The following is a 17,422-nucleotide window of genomic DNA, read 5'->3' as shown; positions in this document are numbered from 1 at the left end:
AGACACTCAGTGTTCCGACCCGGCATGGACTGGGGCAGTGCCCCGTCGGCTGCCCTGCGGGATGAGATCGAGGAGCCGCAGTACCCGCTCGGTCACCTGCTGCGGCGTCACCCGACCCTTGGTGAGGAAGAGAGTCTTGCCCAGCGTGAGGTCAGATCTCGCGCTGGCGTCCACGTCGACCGCACTGTAAACCACGACGGCGGACTGAGCCAGTCGCGGGTCGCCGCGCAGGGAGCCGATCAGCTCGCTGCCGTCGCCGTCCGGGAGGTCCGGGTCAACGATGATGGCCTGCGGGTGAACGTGCTCGCAGTGGTCGAGCGCTTCGGCCGAGGTGCGCGCGTAGTGGACGGTGAGTCTGTGCTGTTCCAGCAGGGTGCGGATCGCGTCGGCCAGGTCGGCGTCCTTCTCCACCAGCAGCACGGTGCCCGAGGTGGGCTGCGCGGCGATCGCTGCGGCCAACGTCTGCAGCAGCCGATCCTCGTTCACCGGCTTCGCCAGCCAGGCGGCGGCCTGCCTGGCGAGACCCGGGCTGGCGTCCGGACCCATGCCCGAGATCACGATGATCGGGATGTGCATGGTTTCCGATCGCTTCTTCATCGCGTTGACCACGTCGCCGCCCGAGATATCCGGCATCCGCAGGCCGACCACCACCGCGTCGGGTTGTTCGGCGATCACCAGGTCAATGGCCCCACGACCGCTGGTCACGCCCAGCGGGCGGTAGCCGCGGCGACGAAGTGCCTCCACCAGCACCTCCACCACGTACTGGTCGTCGTCGCAGACCACGACCAGGGGACCGTCGCCCGAGAAGTCGGCGGCCGGGTCGAGCGCACGGGGCAGGGTGAACCGGAAGGTGGTTCCGGTCCCGGTCGAGTTGGCCTCGGCCCAGATCCGACCGCCGAGCCGCTCGATCAGGCTCCGGCTGATGGCCAGTCCGAGTCCGGTGCCACCCTTCTCCCGAGCATCGGAGGAGTCCACCTGCTCGAACCGGCGGAACACGCTGTCGAGCTTGTCGGCCGGGATGCCACGGCCCTGGTCGGAGACACTGAACTGGACGAAGGAGCCTCGTCCGACGGCTCCGATCGTGACGGTCGACCCGCGTGGGGAGAACTTGATCGCGTTGCCCAGCAGGTTCAGCAGCGCCTGCAGCACCCGGTCCGCGTCGGCATGCACCCGGCCGCTGACTGAGCTCACCACCACCTTGATGCCGGCTTCGTCCGCCAGCACCCCGATCTGTTCCATGGCGGCGTCGACGAGCGCGGCGCTGTCGAGCTCTACCGGCGACATCGGCAGCGAGCCCGACTCGATCCGCTCGATGTCCAAGATGTCATTGATCAATCGGGTCAGGCGTTCGCTGCTGTCCAGCGCGATGCCGATCATCCGAGTCGCCGGGGCCGGCAGAGCGCCCATGGCACCGCCGGACAACAGGCCGAGCGATCCACGGATCGAGGTCAGCGGCGTCCGCAGCTCGTGGCTGACGATGGAGACGAACTCCGTCTTCAGGCGGTCCACCTCACGCCGTTGCGTCACGTCGCGGAACACCACGACCGCGCCCTGGACGACGCCGTCGTTGACCAGCGGACTCGCCGTGACCTCGACCGGGATCTGGCGCCCGTCGGCGCGGTCGTAGATGTCGTCCTCGGAGTTGGTCACCATCGCTTGGCGGATCGCCTCAGTGATGTAGCAGTCGGAGATCGGGTACGGCTCGCCGTCCTCGCGGTTGGCATGGAATGCGTGGTGGGCGACCGAGCCGACCAGGTCCTTCTGGCGATAGCCCAACGTGGCCGCCGCCGTCGGGTTGATGAAAGTGATCCGGCCGTCGGTGTCGACGCCGTAGATGCCGTCACCGACCGAGGTCAGCAGCAGTTCGCTCTGCCGGGTCAGACGGCGCAGCTCGGCTGTCCGTTCGTCGACGCGTCGTTCCAGACCGCGGCGCAGCGCGTCGTTGTCCACGATCAGCAGGATCTGTCGAGCAGCCACCGCCAGCAGGACGACCAGCCAGGTAACGGCCGACGCGGCGCTCAGGGCGGAGGACTGCAGGCTGACCAGGCTGACGATCGCGGCGGCCAGGAACACGGTGAATACGACGGCGGTGCCCGCGACCGGGGATGTCTCACGCTTGTCGTTGACGTGGTTCTCGATCGCCGCCGCCGGATGCTGAGCGGCGAGCGCCATCAGCAGGTATCCGGCGATCCAGCCGACGTCGACCGGCGTCCCGAAAGCGAACGGACCCTGCGCGGTCAAGACTGCGAAGGCGATATCGGACACTGCGTACAAGACGAACCCGGCACTCGCCAGTGCCAGGGCTGGGCGGTCCTCCCGGTTGCTCCGCAAGATCAACAGCGCGGCCAGGGTGGCGAAAGCCACGTCGGCAATCGGCAGCAGGAGCGAGGTGACCCGGTCGGCCAGCGGGAAATCGTCGCTGGCCAATAGCTGGGGGAAGACGGTCACGCTGGACATGAACAGGGCTGAGCCACCGATGACCAGGCCGTCGAGCACCATCCGCAGCAGTTCGGTGCCTCGGCGCGGATGGGAGGGGAAGACGATCAGGGCGCCCATTCCGCAGAGCAGCGCCGCGATGAACCCGAAGTCGCCGATCCGCGCCAGCTCATCGGGGGCGTCGGCGAGGTTGACCAGCAGGACCCAGCTGTTGCCGATGGCTCCGAGGATGCCGCCCAGGGTCAGGAACCCCCACGCGCGCCGACGACCACCTGTCGACAGCCGGTAGCGGCTGCCACAGCTGATCGCCGCGGCGACTCCACCACCGAGCAGGCCGATGTCGCTGATCAGCTTGCGGGTAGCGGCATCGAGGTCGCTGCCGAGGAGCGCGACGAAGACGCCGGCTATAATGAGAGCCGCTAGCCCCATCAACCGGAATCGCCAGGTCCCCCGAACTTGGGGACGGGACAGCCCCTCCATGGGGCATGACGGTATCACCGGGCGACGGCGACGATGATCTTGGACTCCCTGCGCCGAGCCAGTTCGGACGGCGGCATCGGATGGCTGCTCTGAGTAGGATGACAACGCTGGTCTCGGGGACCGATCAGTGATCGGTCACCCGGGCCACCAGCCGGTTGGCCGCGCACCCCACGACGAGGCGAGGCAGACAAGCGATGGCAGTGTCACACGAGAGCGAAGGGATGTGCCGATGACGGCGCATCGCGTGCTGGTCGTGGACGATGACGACGGCATCCGCGAGGTGGCCAAGATGGCGCTGGAGATCGTCGGCGGCTGGGAGATCAGCACAGCCAGCTCGGGCAACGACGCCATCCTGCGGGCCGCGGAGCTGCTCCCGGACGCCATCTTGTTGGACGTGATGATGCCGGGGATGGACGGGCCGTCCACCTTCGCCGAACTCCGGAAGGACCCGGCCACCCGAGCCATTCCGATCATCTTCTTGACCGCCAAGGTGCAGGCGGGGGATCGTCGGGCCTGGGCGGACCTCGATCTCGCCGGGGTGATCGCCAAGCCGTTCGACCCGATGACGCTGGCCCGCGATGTCGGCAACCTGCTGGGGTGGGCACCGTGACCGAGCTGCCGGGCGCCTTTCGTCAGATCGCGGAGCGGGCGCATGCATCGAACCTTGCGCGGGTCGACGAGCTGGCTGCCGTACTCACGTCGGCCGCCGCCGGCCGGCTCGGCGAGCAGGCGCAGTTCGACGCCAGAGACGTGGCCCACCAGCTGGCCGGCTCCGCCGGCACCTTCGGCTACGACCACACCACTGCGCTGGCACGTCGACTCGAGGACCTGCTCGGCGGACGGCCGCTGACCGCGGGCCGTGATCTCGACGCAGCGAACGAGCTGGTCGCCGCCATCCGGGTCGACCTCGGGCGCGACCTGGACGAGGAATGACGGCTCAGCTGCGGCCACCGGTCCGCTGTGCCAACGCAGTGAGCAGCCACCACGCCAGGCCGACCAGCATCAGCACTGTCAGCACCGGAACCACGGCGAGGACGACCCCGGTGGAGGCGATCCAGGCCGAGCCCCAGGCCAACAGCTGAGCGCCGGCCTGCAGCACCAGATGCCGGGGGGCGCTACGGGCGAACGCCCGCAGCTCCACCGCGCTGGACCAGGCCAGGTCGCCGATGATCGAGCCGAGCGCCACCAGCACATGGACCGCGACCAGCAGCAGCGATCCGGCGAGGGCGAACGGTCCCGGGTCCGTGACGAGAAGCGTCAGCCCCAGCACCCCCGCGAGAACAGCGGGTGCCGGACCGCCGGGGCGTAGCACCGTCACCGCGACCGCGAGACCCACCACGATCCACAGCGGCACCGGCGGGTGCAGCAGCCATCCGCTTCCCACCCCGACCGCCGCGATCAGCAGTCGCACGACCCAGGCCGGGACCGCCGCGGCAGTGCCGATCTGAACCCGGGGCAGTACCCGCTCGGTGGGCGAGCGGCGCAGCCGAAGGGTCGCGACCAGGCGCTGCCAGCGACCGGTCCAGGTCTCGAGCACACCCGCGATCCTCATCGGACCGCTCGAGCCCGGGCCAGGCCGGCGAGCACCACGTCCGGGGCGAGCGCCGGGTCGCCGACGGGCTGAGGGCCTTCCCAGGCCAGCACCTCCACGCCGCCGCGGGTCAGCGCATCGATCCGGTCCCGGCGTTCCATGGCGACGAGACGGTAGGCCGTGCGTACCCGGGCGGACAGGTCGGCGGTGTGCAGCCGGGGGAGCACGTCCACCGCGAGCACCCGGTGGCCCGACGACCGCCAGATCTGGGCCAACCGGGCGGTGTCGTCGTCCAGGAAGGTGGAGAAGACGACGATCAGCGCCCCGGCGGGCAGCCGCGGTACCCGCTCGCGTCGCTTCGGCTCGCCCTCCGGCCGGGACAGCGCCAGCCGCTGCGCCACTCGGCGAAGGTGCTTGCGGCCGCCACCCGGCGGGAGCGGGCGTCGGAGCCGACCGAGATCCTCCAGGCCGACCCGGTCCCCGGCCTCCAGATAGCCGCGGGCCAGCGACGCCGCCGCGGTCCTGGCAATGTCCAACGAGGTGGGCTCGTCCTCCCGCAGCTGGGTGGCGTCACCCCAGGTGGCGACGTCCGGGCCGACCTCGTCTCGGGAGTCCACCACCAGCATCACGGTGGCGTCCGCGGTGGCGAAGGTGCGGCGGACGTACAGCTCGGAGATCCGGGCCTGACCGGCCCGGTCCGCGGGCGGCGGTCCGACATGGCGGGCGGTCACCCGCCAGTCGATCCGGCGCAGCCGGTCTCCCGGGGTGAACAGGTTCACGTCGTGCAGGTCGCCGCCGTCGCCAGTACGTCGCCAGCTGTGCGGGCCGGTGAGCCCCTGCAGCCGGAAGGGGAGCGGCAGCTCGCGCGACGGTGAGCTGCCAGGCAACACGGTCACGGTGATCGGCCCGAGGCTGACCGGCACCGTCCGCAGCAGCTGGTCGGCCGTACCGGCCCGGTGGTCGATGGTGAAGAGCGCCCGGGCACCGGTGCGGACGGTCCGCATCGAGACGTTGATCTCGCGCTGACCGGCGGCGACCAGCGCCGTCCTCATCCGGTGACCAGGTGCCGACACCCGCAGTGCGACCGTCTCGACGCCGTCCGGCGCGTCGATCTCCACCGTGGCCGGCACCTCGCCCGGCTGGTCGAGCTGGCTGGCGTTGCGGAGCCGGACCGACACCGCGCCTGGAGCGGGCCGCAGCCACGCCAGGCAGACCAGGGCCACCAGCGGGACACCGAGCACGGCGACATCGGTTCGCTGCACCACCACGCCGACCACCAACAGGATCAGTCCGCTGACCGCGACCGGAACGGCCGCCGGGCCACGGCACCACGGTCCGGCGACACTGTTGATCTGCGGCACGGGTCAGCGCACCGCTGCCATGGCTGCCGGGCCCGGTACGCGTCCGAGCAGGGAGGAGACGACATCGGCCGGCTGCATGCCGCTGGCCCAGGTCTGCGGGGTCAACGTCAGCCGGTGCGCGAGGGCAGCGACGGCGATCTGCTTCACGTCCTCGGGGGTGACGAAGTCACGACCCGAGAGGACAGCCATCCCGCGCGCCACCAGCAGCAGGGCCAGCGAGCCGCGTGGTGAGGCGCCGACCTCGACCGAGGGATGGCTGCGGGTGCTGGCGGCCAGGGCGACGCAGTAGTCGACGATGTCGGGGTCGACGTCAACGGTCTCCACCCCGGCCTGCATCGCCAACAGCACCGACGGGTCGACCACTGCGGCCACCTGGGTGGCCTCCTCGCGGCGGGACAGCCGACGGCGCAGCACGTCGCTCTCCGCGCCGGCCTCGGGATAGCCGACGCCCAGCCGCACCATGAACCGGTCCAGCTGTGCCTCCGGCAGCGGGTACGTCCCCTCGTACTCCACCGGGTTGGAGGTGGCCATCACGTGGAACGGTGCGGGCAGGGGGAAGCTGTGGCCCTCCACCGTCACCTGTCGCTCGGCCATCGCCTCGAGCAGGGCGGACTGGGTCTTCGGCGCCGTCCGGTTGATCTCGTCGGCCAGGAACAGACCGGTGAACACCGGTCCGGGGCGGAAGTCGAAGGTGGCCTCGGCCGGGTCGTAGACGTAGGAGCCGGTGATGTCGGCCGGCAGCAGGTCGGGGGTGCACTGGAGCCGGCGGAAGTCGAGTCCCAGTGCCTGGGCCAGGCTGCGCGCGGCCAGCGTCTTGCCCAGGCCCGGCACATCCTCGAACAGCACATGGCCGCCGGCGAGGATCGCGGCCAACGCAGTCCGCAGGGCGGACTGCATGCCCACCACGACGGTGCCGACCTCGGCCAGCACCAGCTCTGCGAGGCGGGCCACCTCGGCCACCGGCAGCGGCGTGCTCGGCTCCCGGTCGGCAGGGACAGGGCTGGACGATGGGGTCACGACGGAAAGGTCCTCTCGGGGGTGGGTACGTGCAGGGCAGCAGTCGGGTCGGGGGGTCCGAGCCGTTCCACGGCGGTCAGGGCGTGGACGAAGTCGTCGTAGTAGGGCGGCGGGTTGACGTCCGTGGTCAGCGCGGCGTACGCCCGATCGCCCAGCAGCGAGCGGCACCGGTCGGCGTCGGTGGGCTCGGCCAGGACCAGACCATGGGCCTGCAGCCGTCGGGCGGCGACCGACTCCAGCCGCCGGACCGAGCGTGGCTCCACCCGCGCCTCGAATCCGCGCAGCTGCCACGACAGGCGGGCCACCTCACGTCGGGCACCGTCGTCGCGGCTGGAGTCCTCGGTCGTCTCGGGCCAGTCGGTGTCGTCGGTCGAGGACGGCACCAGTCGCAGGCAGCAGAGCAGGGCGCCGGCGGCGGCCAGGAGGCCAGCCTGAGCCACGGCCAGGCCGCCGAACCAGCCCACGACACCCACGACGACGCCGACGATCGCCGCGGTGAGCGCCGCGCGGCGCGGCTGGAGGTCAGCCACGGGGATCCGTCGTGGCGAGCGGGGCCCAACTGGCGGCGAGTCGGCTCAGCACGTCTCGGACCTGTTCCCGGTCCGCCTCGGTGGAGCCGGTGGCGGCGAACCGGGCCCGGAGGTAGAGGTCGAGTAGCTCGCGCACGGCGCTCGGGTCTGCCGCGGTGCGCGACAGCACAGCGACGGTGAACTCGGTCGGCGTCTGCGCTGCGTCGCGGGCCACTCCGGAGCTGGCCGCGGCTGACTCCATCGCCAGCCAGGCGGCGAGGATGGCGTCGCGGGGATCGGCATGGCCGCTGACCACGGCCAGCGCCGAGGCGACCCCGCGGCGCAGCGCCGGCAGGTCCGGCTCCGGCTCGCCGAGGTCGGCCAGCTCCGCGCCCCGCGGCGGGTTTGCCGGTGCGACGCGGGTGGCCCGATAGCGACGGACCAGCCACCAGATCGCCGCGATCACGGCCAGGGCGCCGAGCCCGGCGAGCACCGGAGGGAGCCAGCTGAAGTCCAGTGGCTCCCGGCTCGAGCGTGGCGGTACCGAAGGCGCGCCGGTCGGCGGCGTCAGGCCGCGTGGCGGCTCCAGCTGCAGCGAGCGCTCGCCGCCCGGCTGCAGCGGGAAGCGGTTCACCAGTGTCCAGCTGCCCCCGACACCGGCCGAGGCGACGACCAGCGTCAGCACCACCGCGACCCCGGCCACCGCTGCGCCGGGAACGGCGGACCGGCGCGGGCCCTCGGTGCCCGAGCGGGCTGCGCGACGCACGAAACGAACTCCATCTCCAGGGTCTGGTCCGCCAGCATACGAGCCGGACCGTGCTCGTGGGCAGCCGGTTCGCCGGCGTGGGTCAGTGGAGCGCGCGCCGACGGACGGCCGGCCGCCGCCGGTGCAGCAGCCACGCCGCGAGCACGCCGCCGCCGGCGCCGCCGAGGTGGGCCTGCCAAGAGATCCCGGCCTCGGTCGGCAGGACACCCCAGATCATGCCGCCGTAGACGACCAGGACGGCGACGGCGAGCAGCACCTGCAGCGGCTGGCGCGACCACAGGCTGCGAGCCAGGAGATAGGTCAGCCAACCAAGGATCAGGCCACTGGCCCCCAGCACGATCGTGCCGGCGGGGGTGAGCAGCCAGGCCGCGAGCCCTGAGGTGAGGATGCTGATCACCGAGGACCAGATCCAGCGCGCCAGCCCCCCGAGCAGCACCAGGAACCCGAGCACGAAGAACGGCAGCGAGTTGGAGATGAGATGGTCCCAGCCGGCGTGCAGGAACCAGGCCGTAGCGATCTCGGGCAGTCCGTCGAGCTCGCGGGCGTGAATGCCATACAGGTCGAGCCGGTGACCGGCGAGCGTGTCCACCAGCTCGGTCAGCCACAAAGCGATCAACAGCAGTCCCATCACGCCCGCGGCTCGGGCGGGCCGGTCGACGCGGCTGCGTGCCGCGGTGATGGAGGACATCTGGTTCGCCACCCTTTCGTGCTCTAGGCCACCCAGCGTGCCCGCTGGTGCCAAATGTCAAGCTGCTCACGCCAGAGGCCCGGTCGGCATCAGCGCCGCCGGGACCCCTAGCATGTCTGCATCGCGGCGTGATCATGTAACGCAGCATCGACGTCCAGCGGCAGACCGCAGCTGATCAAGGACGTACCGAGCGAGACATGTCATTGCCGCACAGCCATGACGGACGAAGGGACGATCTTCACGTGTCTACAAGGAACGACAGCTATACCGTCGGCATGGTCGGTGCAGGCGGGATTGCCAACTCCCACCTGCCTGCCTGGACCGCGCTCGGGGTGGAGGTGGTGGTGTTCTCCCTGGAGGGGGCGCCGGAGCTGGTCAGCCGCCACGGCAGCGGCCGCGTGGTCGAGTCGTTGGACGAACTCCTCGCCGCCTGCGACGCCGTCGACATCTGCACCCCGACCCCCAGCCACGCCGAGATCGCGCTGTCGGCTGCCGCCGCGGGGCGTGACATCTTCTGCGAGAAGCCGCTCGCCCGCACCGCCGAGCAGGCCCGCGGGGTTGTCGACGCCTGCGCTGCTGCCGGTGTGCAGCTGTATCCCGGCCACGTGGTGCGCTACTTCCCGGAGTACGCCACCATGCACGCCGCCGTGGCCGGCGGCAAGATCGGCGAGGTCGCTGTGCAGCGTTTCGCCCGTACCGGCTCACGACCGGAGGCCCCCTGGTTCTCCGACGACGAGATGTCCGGTGGGCTGGTGATGGACCAGAGCATCCACGACATCGACTTCGCCCGGTGGAACGCCGGCGAGGTGGCTACCGTGTTCGCCCGCGAGGTCAGCGGCTCGGGGGTGCGCAGCTGCCAGGTCGTCCTGACCCACACCTCCGGCGCGATCAGCTACGTCACGGGAACCTGGGCGCGGCCCGGGACCACCTTCCGGACCCGGTTCGAGATCGCCGGCAGCGGCGGCGTCTTGCAGCACGACTCGCGTGAGCACCCGCCGCTGTTCGTGGACGGCGGCGCCGTCGACGAGTCCGGTACCGGGTTGCTGCCGGCCATGGGCTTCGGCGAGAGCCCGTTCCTGACCGAGCTGCGTGAGGTCCTGGCCGCCTTCCGTGGTGGGCCACCCCCGCGCGTCAGCGCCGAGGACGGCGTGGTCGCCGTCCAGCTGGCGGAGGCCGCGATCGAGTCGCTCGCCACCGGCCGGGCCGTCCAGCCCGCCGCCCCTCTCCACGCCGCCCAGAGCACCGCCGACATCGCAGGAGCCGTCCGATGAAGATCGCCATCTTGTCCTTCGCCCACCTCCACGCGGTGTCCTATGTACGTTCGCTCCAGGCCATGGACGGGATCGAGCTGCTGACCGCAGATCCCGATCACGTCAACCGCCCTGCGGGCGAGGCCGGTGGTCCGTCGCTGGCTGCCGATCTCGGCGTGGCCTACGTCGACAGCTACGAGGAGGCGCTCGCCTGGGGACCCGACGGTGTCGTGGTGTGCTCGGAGAACGCCAAGCACCGTGAGGTGGTCGAGCTGGCCGCGGCCGCCGGAGCGCACGTGCTCTGTGAGAAGCCGATCGCCACCTCGCTGGAGGACGCGCGCGCCATGATCGACGCCTGCGCGGCAGCCGGGGTGCAGCTCATGATCGCCTACCCGGTTCGGTTCTCGCCGGCCTTCGCCGGACTGAAGTCGGCGTACGACTCCGGTGCGCTGGGTGAGGCGCTGGCCATCACCGGCACCAACAACGGTCGCATTCCCCTGAACGTGCGCCAGTGGTTCGTGGACGCTGAGCTCGCCGGTGGCGGGTCGCTGACCGACCACACGGTGCACGTCGCCGACCTGCTCGACTGCCTGTTCGGCGGCACGCCGGCGCGCAGCGTCTACGCCACCACCAACCGGGTGCTGCACCACGACGACGTCGAGGTGGAGACCGGTGGACTGATCAGCATCGAGTACGCCAACGGCGTGGTGGCGACGATCGACTGCAGTTGGTCCAAGCCGGACTCCTACCCCACCTGGGGTGGGTTGACCCTGCAGCTGGTCGGTACGGCCGGAATCGCCGACATGGACGCGTTCGGGTCCCGGGTGCATGGTCACGCGGAGTCCAGCCGGTCTGCGTTGTGGCTCGACTATGGCGCTGACTCCGACCAGCTGATGATCAAGGAGTTTCTCTCGGCCGTGGCCGAAGGGCGACCCGCGCAGCCGGACGGTGAGGCGGGCTATCGGACGCTGCAGGTGGTGTCCGCCGGCTATGAGTCGGTGCGCACTGGCCAGCCGGTGACTCTCGGCTAGTGCTCGATAGGGTCCGCCAGAGGCGTCCACGGCCCTCGGCCCTGCCTGTCAGGCAGCGTCGAGGGCGGTGGCGGCCAGCAGCGCGAAGCTGACCAGCCAGTGGGTGGACATGAAGTGCCCACCCACGACGACCGGCAGCGTCTCGTCGTACTGACGGCGTGCTGAGGCGAGCAGCACCGGTCGCCGACGGTCGTCTGGTGGCAGAGCGGTGGCGATCTCGGCCAACGCCCAGGCCCGGGACAGCGCCAGCCCGTGCAGGTGGGCCAGCTGACCGTCGGTGGCGTCTGTCACCGTCGGCGGCGTCAGCAGATGATCATGGCGACTGCCGCCGGGGTGTCCGAGCCCCGGCAGGAATGCGTCGAACCAGGGGCCGAACGCGGTGGCCGGCAGCACCCGGCGCATCAGCACCGCCTGACACAGCACGGGGGACAAGAAGTCGGTGCCCGAGGGCTCATGGCGGGTGTCGGCGTCAGAGTCGTGCGCATACCAGTCCTCGGCGCGTTCCATGATCAGCTGCTGCAGGTCGTCGAACCCGAGCTCGCGGAGTCCCGGCAGGCACAGCGCGAGGGAGAAGGCGGTGTTCGGGTGCGTTCCAGAGCGGACCGGATAGGTCAGCTTCGGCAGGAACGCCGCCAGCTGGTCGGTGATGACCGCTGTCAGCTCACTCGTGGCGCTCGCCCACTGCTCGGCTTGTGGCAGCTGAGCGGTGCGGGCGGCGCCGGCCAGGGCGATGGCCCAGGCCCAACCGTACGGGCGCTCGTACCCCGGATGGGATCGCAGGTAGGCCACCTCGGTCGTGATCGCCGCTGGCTGCAGCCGATCGTCCAGCAGCGCGCAGACCTGCTCGGTCAGACCGGCTGCCGCCAGCGCCTCGGGAGCCAGCGTGAGCAGCCGGACCAGGGACCACTGCATGTGCACGCTGGAGTGCCAGTCGAGCGCGCCCCAGAACGCAGGGTGCAGCACCTCGGGGGTGACGTCATTGTCACGGGCGTGGCCTGACTGGTGGGCGGCGCCGTAGGGGTACGGCGTCTGCAGCACCTGGACAGCCGTACGGGCCCAGGCCGCCGCGTGCGGCAGCGTGATCATCGCCGGGTCGGCGACAGCAGCCGCAGGGTGACGTGGCTGCTGCGGGTCTCGCCGGGCTGGATGCGCCTCGTCGTCTCGCTCACCCGCCGGGAGTCGTGCAGACCGTGGGCCGGCCAGCTGCTCGACGGGGTGAGGGCCAAGAAGTAGCCGGCCTTGAACCAGGGGAAGCCGCCGCGACGGCCGGCCTCCAGCGCGTACCAGGCGAACGGCCAGACGTCGGAATCCCATTCCAGCTCGACGCCGAGGTCGAGCTGTGGATTGCGGACCGTCATCCGGGGCGAGGAGAACTCGGCCAGGTAGGCCATCCGCGACTGCTGGGCCTCCGGCGGCGGCAGCGTCCGGAGATTGATCATGGAACCGTCACCGCCCCGCGTCCGCGGCCAGGGCGAGATGTCGTGATAGCCGCTGCCGGAGGTGACCCCTGGGTCCGGGTGCACCAGCGCGGCCGCGGCGTCGACGATGGTGTGCTCGCTGACCAGTGGGGCACCGAAGATCAGCTGCGACCCCCACATCGTCTCGATCTCCTCCCCGCCGACGTTGAGCACGGTCTCCTCCACGGTGACCCGGTCGCCGTCCAGGGTGATGATCTTGGTGACCTCGAAGGGGGAGCGGACCAGTCGGGTGGTCATCACCAGGGCATCGCCCAGCAGCTCCCAGGCGAAGGGGGCGATGCGCAGCTCGCCGTTGTAGCCCCACTCGACCCCGTGCGCGTTGGCGGTGTCCCCGGCGTTGGGGAAGAGGCTCTGCCAGCCACCGGCGAAGTGGTCGACCATGACGGCCTCGCTGCTGCCGGGCAGCGTGGCGGCCCCGCGGGAGCGCAGCCCCCAGGGGGAGGACCAGAGCAGCTCCACGTCGTCGGACCGACGTCGCAGCGACACGATGGTGCCGCCGAGTCCGGGCACGACCTCGAGGCTCAGGCTGTCGGTGCTGAGGTGGAGGACCTCCCAGCCGTTACGGGTTCGGGGCTCGACATCTGGCATGGCAGGCAGCCTACGGTGCGCCGTCGTCGCTCCCGGTCAGGTGGCCGGGTGGCGGACCGGAGTCAGTCGTCGATCTTGATGGCCGTGACCGAGGTCGAGCTCTGGTTGGTCAGCAGCAGCGTGACGTCGCCGCGGGGGATGTCGAATCCGATGATGCCTCGGACGATCTCGCCCGGACGCAGTGTTCCGGTCCCGAGGTCGGTGCCCGCGCCCTGCCTCGGGGCCGTGTCATAGAGGTCACCGCGAGCGTCGAAGGCCTGGAACAGGTACGGGTCGTAGTCCACCTCGCCGGAGGCGCAGCGTAGCTCGACCTGGAGCCGCAGGTGGGTCTGGCTCGAGTTGGGCCCGCTGCCGGGTCGCCAGCTGTGGTCGAGGATCACGAGCCGTCCGGCGCCCTCGTCGGAGGAGAAGTCGATCGCGTCCTCCGCCGGGACCGGGGCTGGGACGGCACTGCTGGAGGACGCGCCGCCGGTGGCCACCGGTGCGGTCTCCGGCCGGTTCGCCACCACGGTCGCCACGGCGACGACCAGTGCCACGACGAGGATCGCGGCGGCGCTCAGCAGGCCGGGCCAGCGGCTGCGCGGCGGCGTGTACGTGCTCGGGTCCGGGGCGACGCTGGGGACCCGTAGGGGTGCCCCGGCAGCGGGGCCGTACTGGGCGGGCCATCCAGGTCCGGTGGACGAGACGGGCGCGAACTCGGGGCCGCGTGGACTGCCGCCCATGCCGTGTGTCTGTTGGCCGGGCGTGACCGCTCCACCGGTCGGCGGCGCGGTGGGGCCGGGGTCCGGGCGGGTGGGGTCGTGGGACTCGCTCATCGAAACCCAACCTACTCGCTGGCCCATCCGTCGCCCGGCGGCAACGAGCCGGCGGGCGGTCCGCCCGTCCACAGGGGCGGGGCCGGGACGTGGTCATCCACAGCACGGCAGGCGGTCGGACCCATCGGGCCCACCGTGGGCAGGGATGGGGCATGAGAAGTCCAGAGAACTCCGCCGGTGCGCGGGCCGCTCGGCCGCGGGTCCGGCTCCGCACGAGGAGTCCGGCCGACCTGCTCGAGCTGGTGCCGTACCTGCTCGGGTTCCATCCGGAGGAGTCGGTGGTGCTGATCGTGATCCGCGGCCACCAGGTGGCACTCGCTGCCCGGGTCGATCTGCCGGCGCCGGGACTGGAGGGGTTGCTGACCGACAGACTGGCCGGCCTGGCCAACCAGCACCGCGCCAGCGGTGTGGTGCTGCTCGCGTTCACCGCCGACGCCGACCGAGCGCGGGCGGTGCTCGGCACCGTCGCCTCAGGCCTGGAGCAGGTCGACCTGGTCGACGTGCTGCATGCGGACGGCCGGCGCTGGTGGTCGTTGGTGTGTGGCGGCGCGTGCTGTCCCGAGGAGGGCACCCCGTACGACCCGGTGGGCGGCCGGCTGGCGGCGGAGGCGGTCTATGCCGGGCTGAGCGCCCGGGCCAGCCGAGACGACGTGGCCGCCCGGGTCCGCGGTCCGGCCGCCGACACCGTGGCCGGCCTGCTGGCGCTGCGAACGCATGCCAGGGACAAGCTGGCGGGCCGGTCGAGCGCGGCCCGCAAGCGCCTGATGGCCGAGGCGGTGAGCCGGCTGCTGCAGGCGGAGCCGGTGGCCACCGAGGCGGAGTGCGCCTGGCTCGCGCTGCTGGCGGCCGACGTGGACGTCCGCGACGTGGCCTGGGCGCTGATCACGCAGGCCACGGCCGAGGACCACGTCCGGCTCTGGCAGCGGGTGGTCAGCCGCACGCCGCCCCCGCTGGAGACCGCACCGCTGTGTCTGCTCGGGATGGCGGCGTGGATCAGCGGGGACGGCGCGCTGATGGTGTGCTGCATCGAGCGGGCGCTCGAGGGTGACCCGGACTGCACCATGGCGCGGCTGCTGGAGGACCTGAATCTGCGCGCGGTGTCGCCGGACGTGTGGGACGAGATGGCGGCATCGCTACGGGAGATCGTCGGGCTGGCGGGCGGATGAGGAGGTGGCTGCGGCGGGCTAAGGTTTGGCCCCATGACGCGATTCGTGGTGTGCGGGGAGACCTTGATCGATCTCGTGCGGTCCGACGCGTCGCCTCGGAGCAGCTTCAGCAGCTCCTGGCAGGCGCTGTCGGCCGGTGGACCGATGAACTCTGCCGTCGCGCTCGGCCGGCTCGGTGCCGACGCCCACTTTCTCGGCCGGATCTCCACCGACGCCTTCGGTGGCCAGCTCCGCGACCACCTGAACGATGCCGGGGTCCAGCTGGACCTGTCCACCGAGTCGTCCCAGGCGACGTCGATCGCAGTGGTGAGCCTCGACGAGCAGGGTGTGGCCAGCTACACCTTCCACTTCGCGGACACGGCCAACTTCGGCTGGCAGCCCGAGGACCTCCCGAACCTGGGACCCTCCGACTGGTTGCACGTCGCGTCACTGGCCTGCGTGGTCAGTCCGGGCGCGGACGTACTGCTCGACTGGGTCAAGGGGACCACGGCGCGCGCTTCCTATGACATCAACGTCCGGCCCACCGTGATCCCCGAGCCCGAGCAGTATTGGGCCCGGGTGAAGCCATGGCTGCGGGCCATCGGCCATCGCGGCGGCATCGTCAAGGCCAGCGACCAGGACCTGGCCTTCCTGGCTGCGGCCGGCGCTCGCAGCGACGACCCGGTCGAGATCGCGACTGACTGGGTGGCGCACTACGGGCTCGCCATGGCGGTCGTCACGCTGGGTGCCGACGGTGCGGTGGCCGTGCAGCCCGACGGCGTCGTCACTCGGGTGCCGGGCTATCAGACGGAGGTGGTCGACACGGTGGGTGCTGGAGACACCTTCATGGCCGGGTTCCTCGACGCGTGGGTGGAGCAGGGGACCGACGTTGACACGGCCCTGCGTCGGGGTGCCGCAGCCGCCTCGATCGTCTGCGGTCGACAAGGAGCTCAGCCGCCCACAGCAGCCGAGGTCGACCAGCTGGTCGGGATGCCACGGCGGCCGATGACCGGCGTGCCTGACGCGCCCGCGTAACGGGCTTGTGGCTCGTCCTGGGACGCTCCGGCTCACGACGAGGAGGACGTGCCGCTCTCCAGGATGGAGACGATCGAGTAGAGCGTGAAGCAGATGGCGCCCAGCCCCACCAGCACGTGCGCGGCGATGAAGACGTTGGGGTCGGTGTATGCGGCCTGGAACACGAACGCTGCCAGGAACAGACAGCTGAGGGCGGTCACGATCGGGATCAGGGGGACCCGGTTGGCAAGGCTGAAGGTGCGGCGCCACACCAGCGCCAGCAGGCCGACCTTGCTGAGGATGCTGAAGCAGACCAGACCCAGGCCGATCATCACGAAGCCGGGGGTGCGGTAGTACGGCTCGCTGTCGAGGATCAGCAGCACGATGCCCCACAGCATGGCGGCAGTGCCCATGACGATCACCAGCCAGGACCATCCGACGCGGTCCCGGGGGCCGTAGACGTCCTGGACCTGGCGCAGGATGCTCCACACCAGCCCGATCAGGCTGGTACAGATCATCGCCAGGCCGCTGACGACGTGGCCCACCGTGAACCTGCTCGGCGAGCTGGTCGACAGCAGGTTGACGATCGCGAAGGCCCAGGCGACGGCCGCCAGCAGCACCGGCAGCGCCGCCAGCACGATGACGGCGCCTGCGGCGAACGACCCCGGTGGCGGTACCGCCTCCTTCGCAGCGGGCTTCGCGGAGTTGGCGGGGATGAGCGAGAACTTGGTGGACGCCGTGGCAACGGTGGCCACGCAGCCGCTGATCAGGCCGAGGCCGAACACGACGTGTCCGGCGACGTACTCCGGGTTCTGGCCGCCGCCGGAGGCTCCGGCGAAGACGCTGATGCCGTACGCCGAGGTGCAGATCGCCGCCAGGTAGCCGAGCGCTGGGTAGGCGATCCGGTCGAGAGCGTTGAACCGTCCGATCAGCTGCCGGATGATCGTGGCGGCCGTGCAGAACAGGCACAGGCAGATCGCGCCGAGGAAGGTGACCACCCGCCCGGCCACGAAGTTGCCGGGGGCATCGCCGGCCTGCCAGACATAGCTGCCGAACCCGACGCAGACGCCCATCATGGCCAGCGGGATGGCCCGGAAGATGACGCTGACCCAATAGTTCACGAAACCACGACCTCGCTGCGTTGACGGTCGGTCCGGGGAACACGGACGGACGGCCAGCAACCAGCAGACGCACCGACGAGCGTCTCAACACCTGCTGACTGCTCCGATCATCGACGCTAATCGCCGCTGCTGGGCCGTGGCATCACCCACAACGAGTGAAGCCCTCGATGTCGTCCTCGAGCTGGTCGAGCA

General features: G+C 71.0%; 17 protein-coding genes. 6 read left to right on the top strand and 11 right to left on the bottom strand.

Annotation, left to right across the window (positions count from 1 at the left end; genetic code table 11):
* Positions 1–6: 6 nt before the first annotated feature.
* Positions 7–2,916, bottom strand: coding sequence for a hybrid sensor histidine kinase/response regulator (locus AC1XX3_RS00370; protein ID WP_483319091.1), 2,910 nt, complete (start codon positions 2,914–2,916; stop codon positions 7–9).
* 229 nt (positions 2,917–3,145) lie between these two features.
* Between AC1XX3_RS00370 and AC1XX3_RS00365 the strand changes: the two genes are divergently transcribed.
* Together AC1XX3_RS00365 and AC1XX3_RS00360 are read left to right on the top strand one after the other, a co-directional pair.
* Positions 3,146–3,526, top strand: a complete 381-nt coding sequence (locus tag AC1XX3_RS00365) for a response regulator (protein WP_483319090.1) — start codon at positions 3,146–3,148, stop codon at positions 3,524–3,526.
* Positions 3,523–3,849 carry an Hpt domain-containing protein gene (locus AC1XX3_RS00360; RefSeq protein ID WP_483319089.1) on the top strand — a complete coding sequence of 109 codons (327 nt, stop codon included), beginning with the start codon at positions 3,523–3,525 and terminating at the stop codon, positions 3,847–3,849. The genes AC1XX3_RS00365 and AC1XX3_RS00360 overlap by 4 nt, the downstream gene beginning before the upstream one ends.
* Positions 3,850–3,853: 4 nt before the next feature.
* Here the strand turns inward: AC1XX3_RS00360 and AC1XX3_RS00355 are convergent, their stop codons facing one another.
* The 6 genes from AC1XX3_RS00355 to AC1XX3_RS00330 all read right to left on the bottom strand — a co-directional run bounded on the left by AC1XX3_RS00355 (position 3,854) and on the right by AC1XX3_RS00330 (position 8,788).
* The gene (locus AC1XX3_RS00355; RefSeq protein WP_483319088.1) at positions 3,854–4,453 is read right to left on the bottom strand and encodes a hypothetical protein; all 600 of its coding nucleotides are present in this window, start codon (positions 4,451–4,453) and stop codon (positions 3,854–3,856) included.
* Positions 4,454–4,464: 11 nt separating this feature from the next.
* Positions 4,465–5,808: a DUF58 domain-containing protein gene (locus tag AC1XX3_RS00350; RefSeq protein ID WP_483319087.1), complete on the bottom strand. Its 1,344-nt coding sequence runs from the start codon at positions 5,806–5,808 to the stop codon at positions 4,465–4,467.
* Between the two features lie 3 nt (positions 5,809–5,811).
* The gene (locus AC1XX3_RS00345; protein ID WP_483319086.1) at positions 5,812–6,825 is read right to left on the bottom strand and encodes an AAA family ATPase; all 1,014 of its coding nucleotides are present in this window, start codon (positions 6,823–6,825) and stop codon (positions 5,812–5,814) included.
* On the bottom strand, positions 6,822–7,355 hold the full coding sequence (locus AC1XX3_RS00340) for a hypothetical protein (RefSeq protein WP_483319085.1): 534 nt from the start codon (positions 7,353–7,355) through the stop codon (positions 6,822–6,824). The genes AC1XX3_RS00345 and AC1XX3_RS00340 overlap by 4 nt, the downstream gene beginning before the upstream one ends.
* The gene (locus tag AC1XX3_RS00335; RefSeq protein ID WP_483319084.1) at positions 7,348–8,100 is read right to left on the bottom strand and encodes a DUF4129 domain-containing protein; all 753 of its coding nucleotides are present in this window, start codon (positions 8,098–8,100) and stop codon (positions 7,348–7,350) included. Before AC1XX3_RS00335 ends, AC1XX3_RS00340 begins: the two co-directional genes overlap by 8 nt.
* A gap of 82 nt (positions 8,101–8,182) precedes the next feature.
* Complete coding sequence (locus AC1XX3_RS00330) at positions 8,183–8,788, bottom strand: rhomboid family intramembrane serine protease (RefSeq protein ID WP_483319083.1); 606 nt, start codon at positions 8,786–8,788, stop codon at positions 8,183–8,185.
* Positions 8,789–9,030: 242 nt separating this feature from the next.
* Between AC1XX3_RS00330 and AC1XX3_RS00325 the strand changes: the two genes are divergently transcribed.
* Both AC1XX3_RS00325 and AC1XX3_RS00320 read left to right on the top strand, forming a co-directional pair.
* The gene (locus AC1XX3_RS00325) at positions 9,031–10,059 is read left to right on the top strand and encodes a Gfo/Idh/MocA family protein (protein ID WP_483319082.1); all 1,029 of its coding nucleotides are present in this window, start codon (positions 9,031–9,033) and stop codon (positions 10,057–10,059) included.
* A complete protein-coding gene (locus AC1XX3_RS00320) occupies positions 10,056–11,069 on the top strand; it encodes a Gfo/Idh/MocA family protein (RefSeq protein ID WP_483319081.1) in 1,014 nt (337 codons plus the stop codon). Before AC1XX3_RS00325 ends, AC1XX3_RS00320 begins: the two co-directional genes overlap by 4 nt.
* A 48-nt stretch (positions 11,070–11,117) precedes the next feature.
* Here AC1XX3_RS00320 and AC1XX3_RS00315 read toward each other — a convergent pair whose 3' ends face one another.
* The 3 genes from AC1XX3_RS00315 to AC1XX3_RS00305 form a co-directional block, all read right to left on the bottom strand.
* The gene (locus AC1XX3_RS00315) at positions 11,118–12,155 is read right to left on the bottom strand and encodes a DUF2891 domain-containing protein (RefSeq protein ID WP_483319080.1); all 1,038 of its coding nucleotides are present in this window, start codon (positions 12,153–12,155) and stop codon (positions 11,118–11,120) included.
* Positions 12,152–13,135, bottom strand: coding sequence for an aldose epimerase family protein (locus tag AC1XX3_RS00310; RefSeq protein ID WP_483319079.1), 984 nt, complete (start codon positions 13,133–13,135; stop codon positions 12,152–12,154). Before AC1XX3_RS00310 ends, AC1XX3_RS00315 begins: the two co-directional genes overlap by 4 nt.
* Before the next feature lie 62 nt (positions 13,136–13,197).
* Complete coding sequence (locus tag AC1XX3_RS00305) at positions 13,198–13,950, bottom strand: DUF4352 domain-containing protein (protein WP_483319078.1); 753 nt, start codon at positions 13,948–13,950, stop codon at positions 13,198–13,200.
* 152 nt (positions 13,951–14,102) lie between these two features.
* On the opposite strand from AC1XX3_RS00305, the gene AC1XX3_RS00300 reads away from it, so the two are divergent.
* On the top strand, positions 14,103–15,116 hold the full coding sequence (locus tag AC1XX3_RS00300) for a DUF4192 domain-containing protein (protein ID WP_483319077.1): 1,014 nt from the start codon (positions 14,103–14,105) through the stop codon (positions 15,114–15,116).
* A 33-nt stretch (positions 15,117–15,149) separates the two neighbouring features.
* A complete protein-coding gene (locus tag AC1XX3_RS00295; protein ID WP_483319076.1) occupies positions 15,150–16,130 on the top strand; it encodes a carbohydrate kinase family protein in 981 nt (326 codons plus the stop codon).
* Between the two features lie 32 nt (positions 16,131–16,162).
* Here the strand turns inward: AC1XX3_RS00295 and AC1XX3_RS00290 are convergent, their stop codons facing one another.
* Complete coding sequence (locus tag AC1XX3_RS00290; protein WP_483319075.1) at positions 16,163–17,230, bottom strand: DUF2776 family protein; 1,068 nt, start codon at positions 17,228–17,230, stop codon at positions 16,163–16,165.
* Positions 17,231–17,422: the final 192 nt, after the last annotated feature.

Source organism: Microlunatus sp. M237 (assembly GCF_056896895.1).
This window is presented reverse-complemented; position numbering and strand designations above follow the sequence as displayed.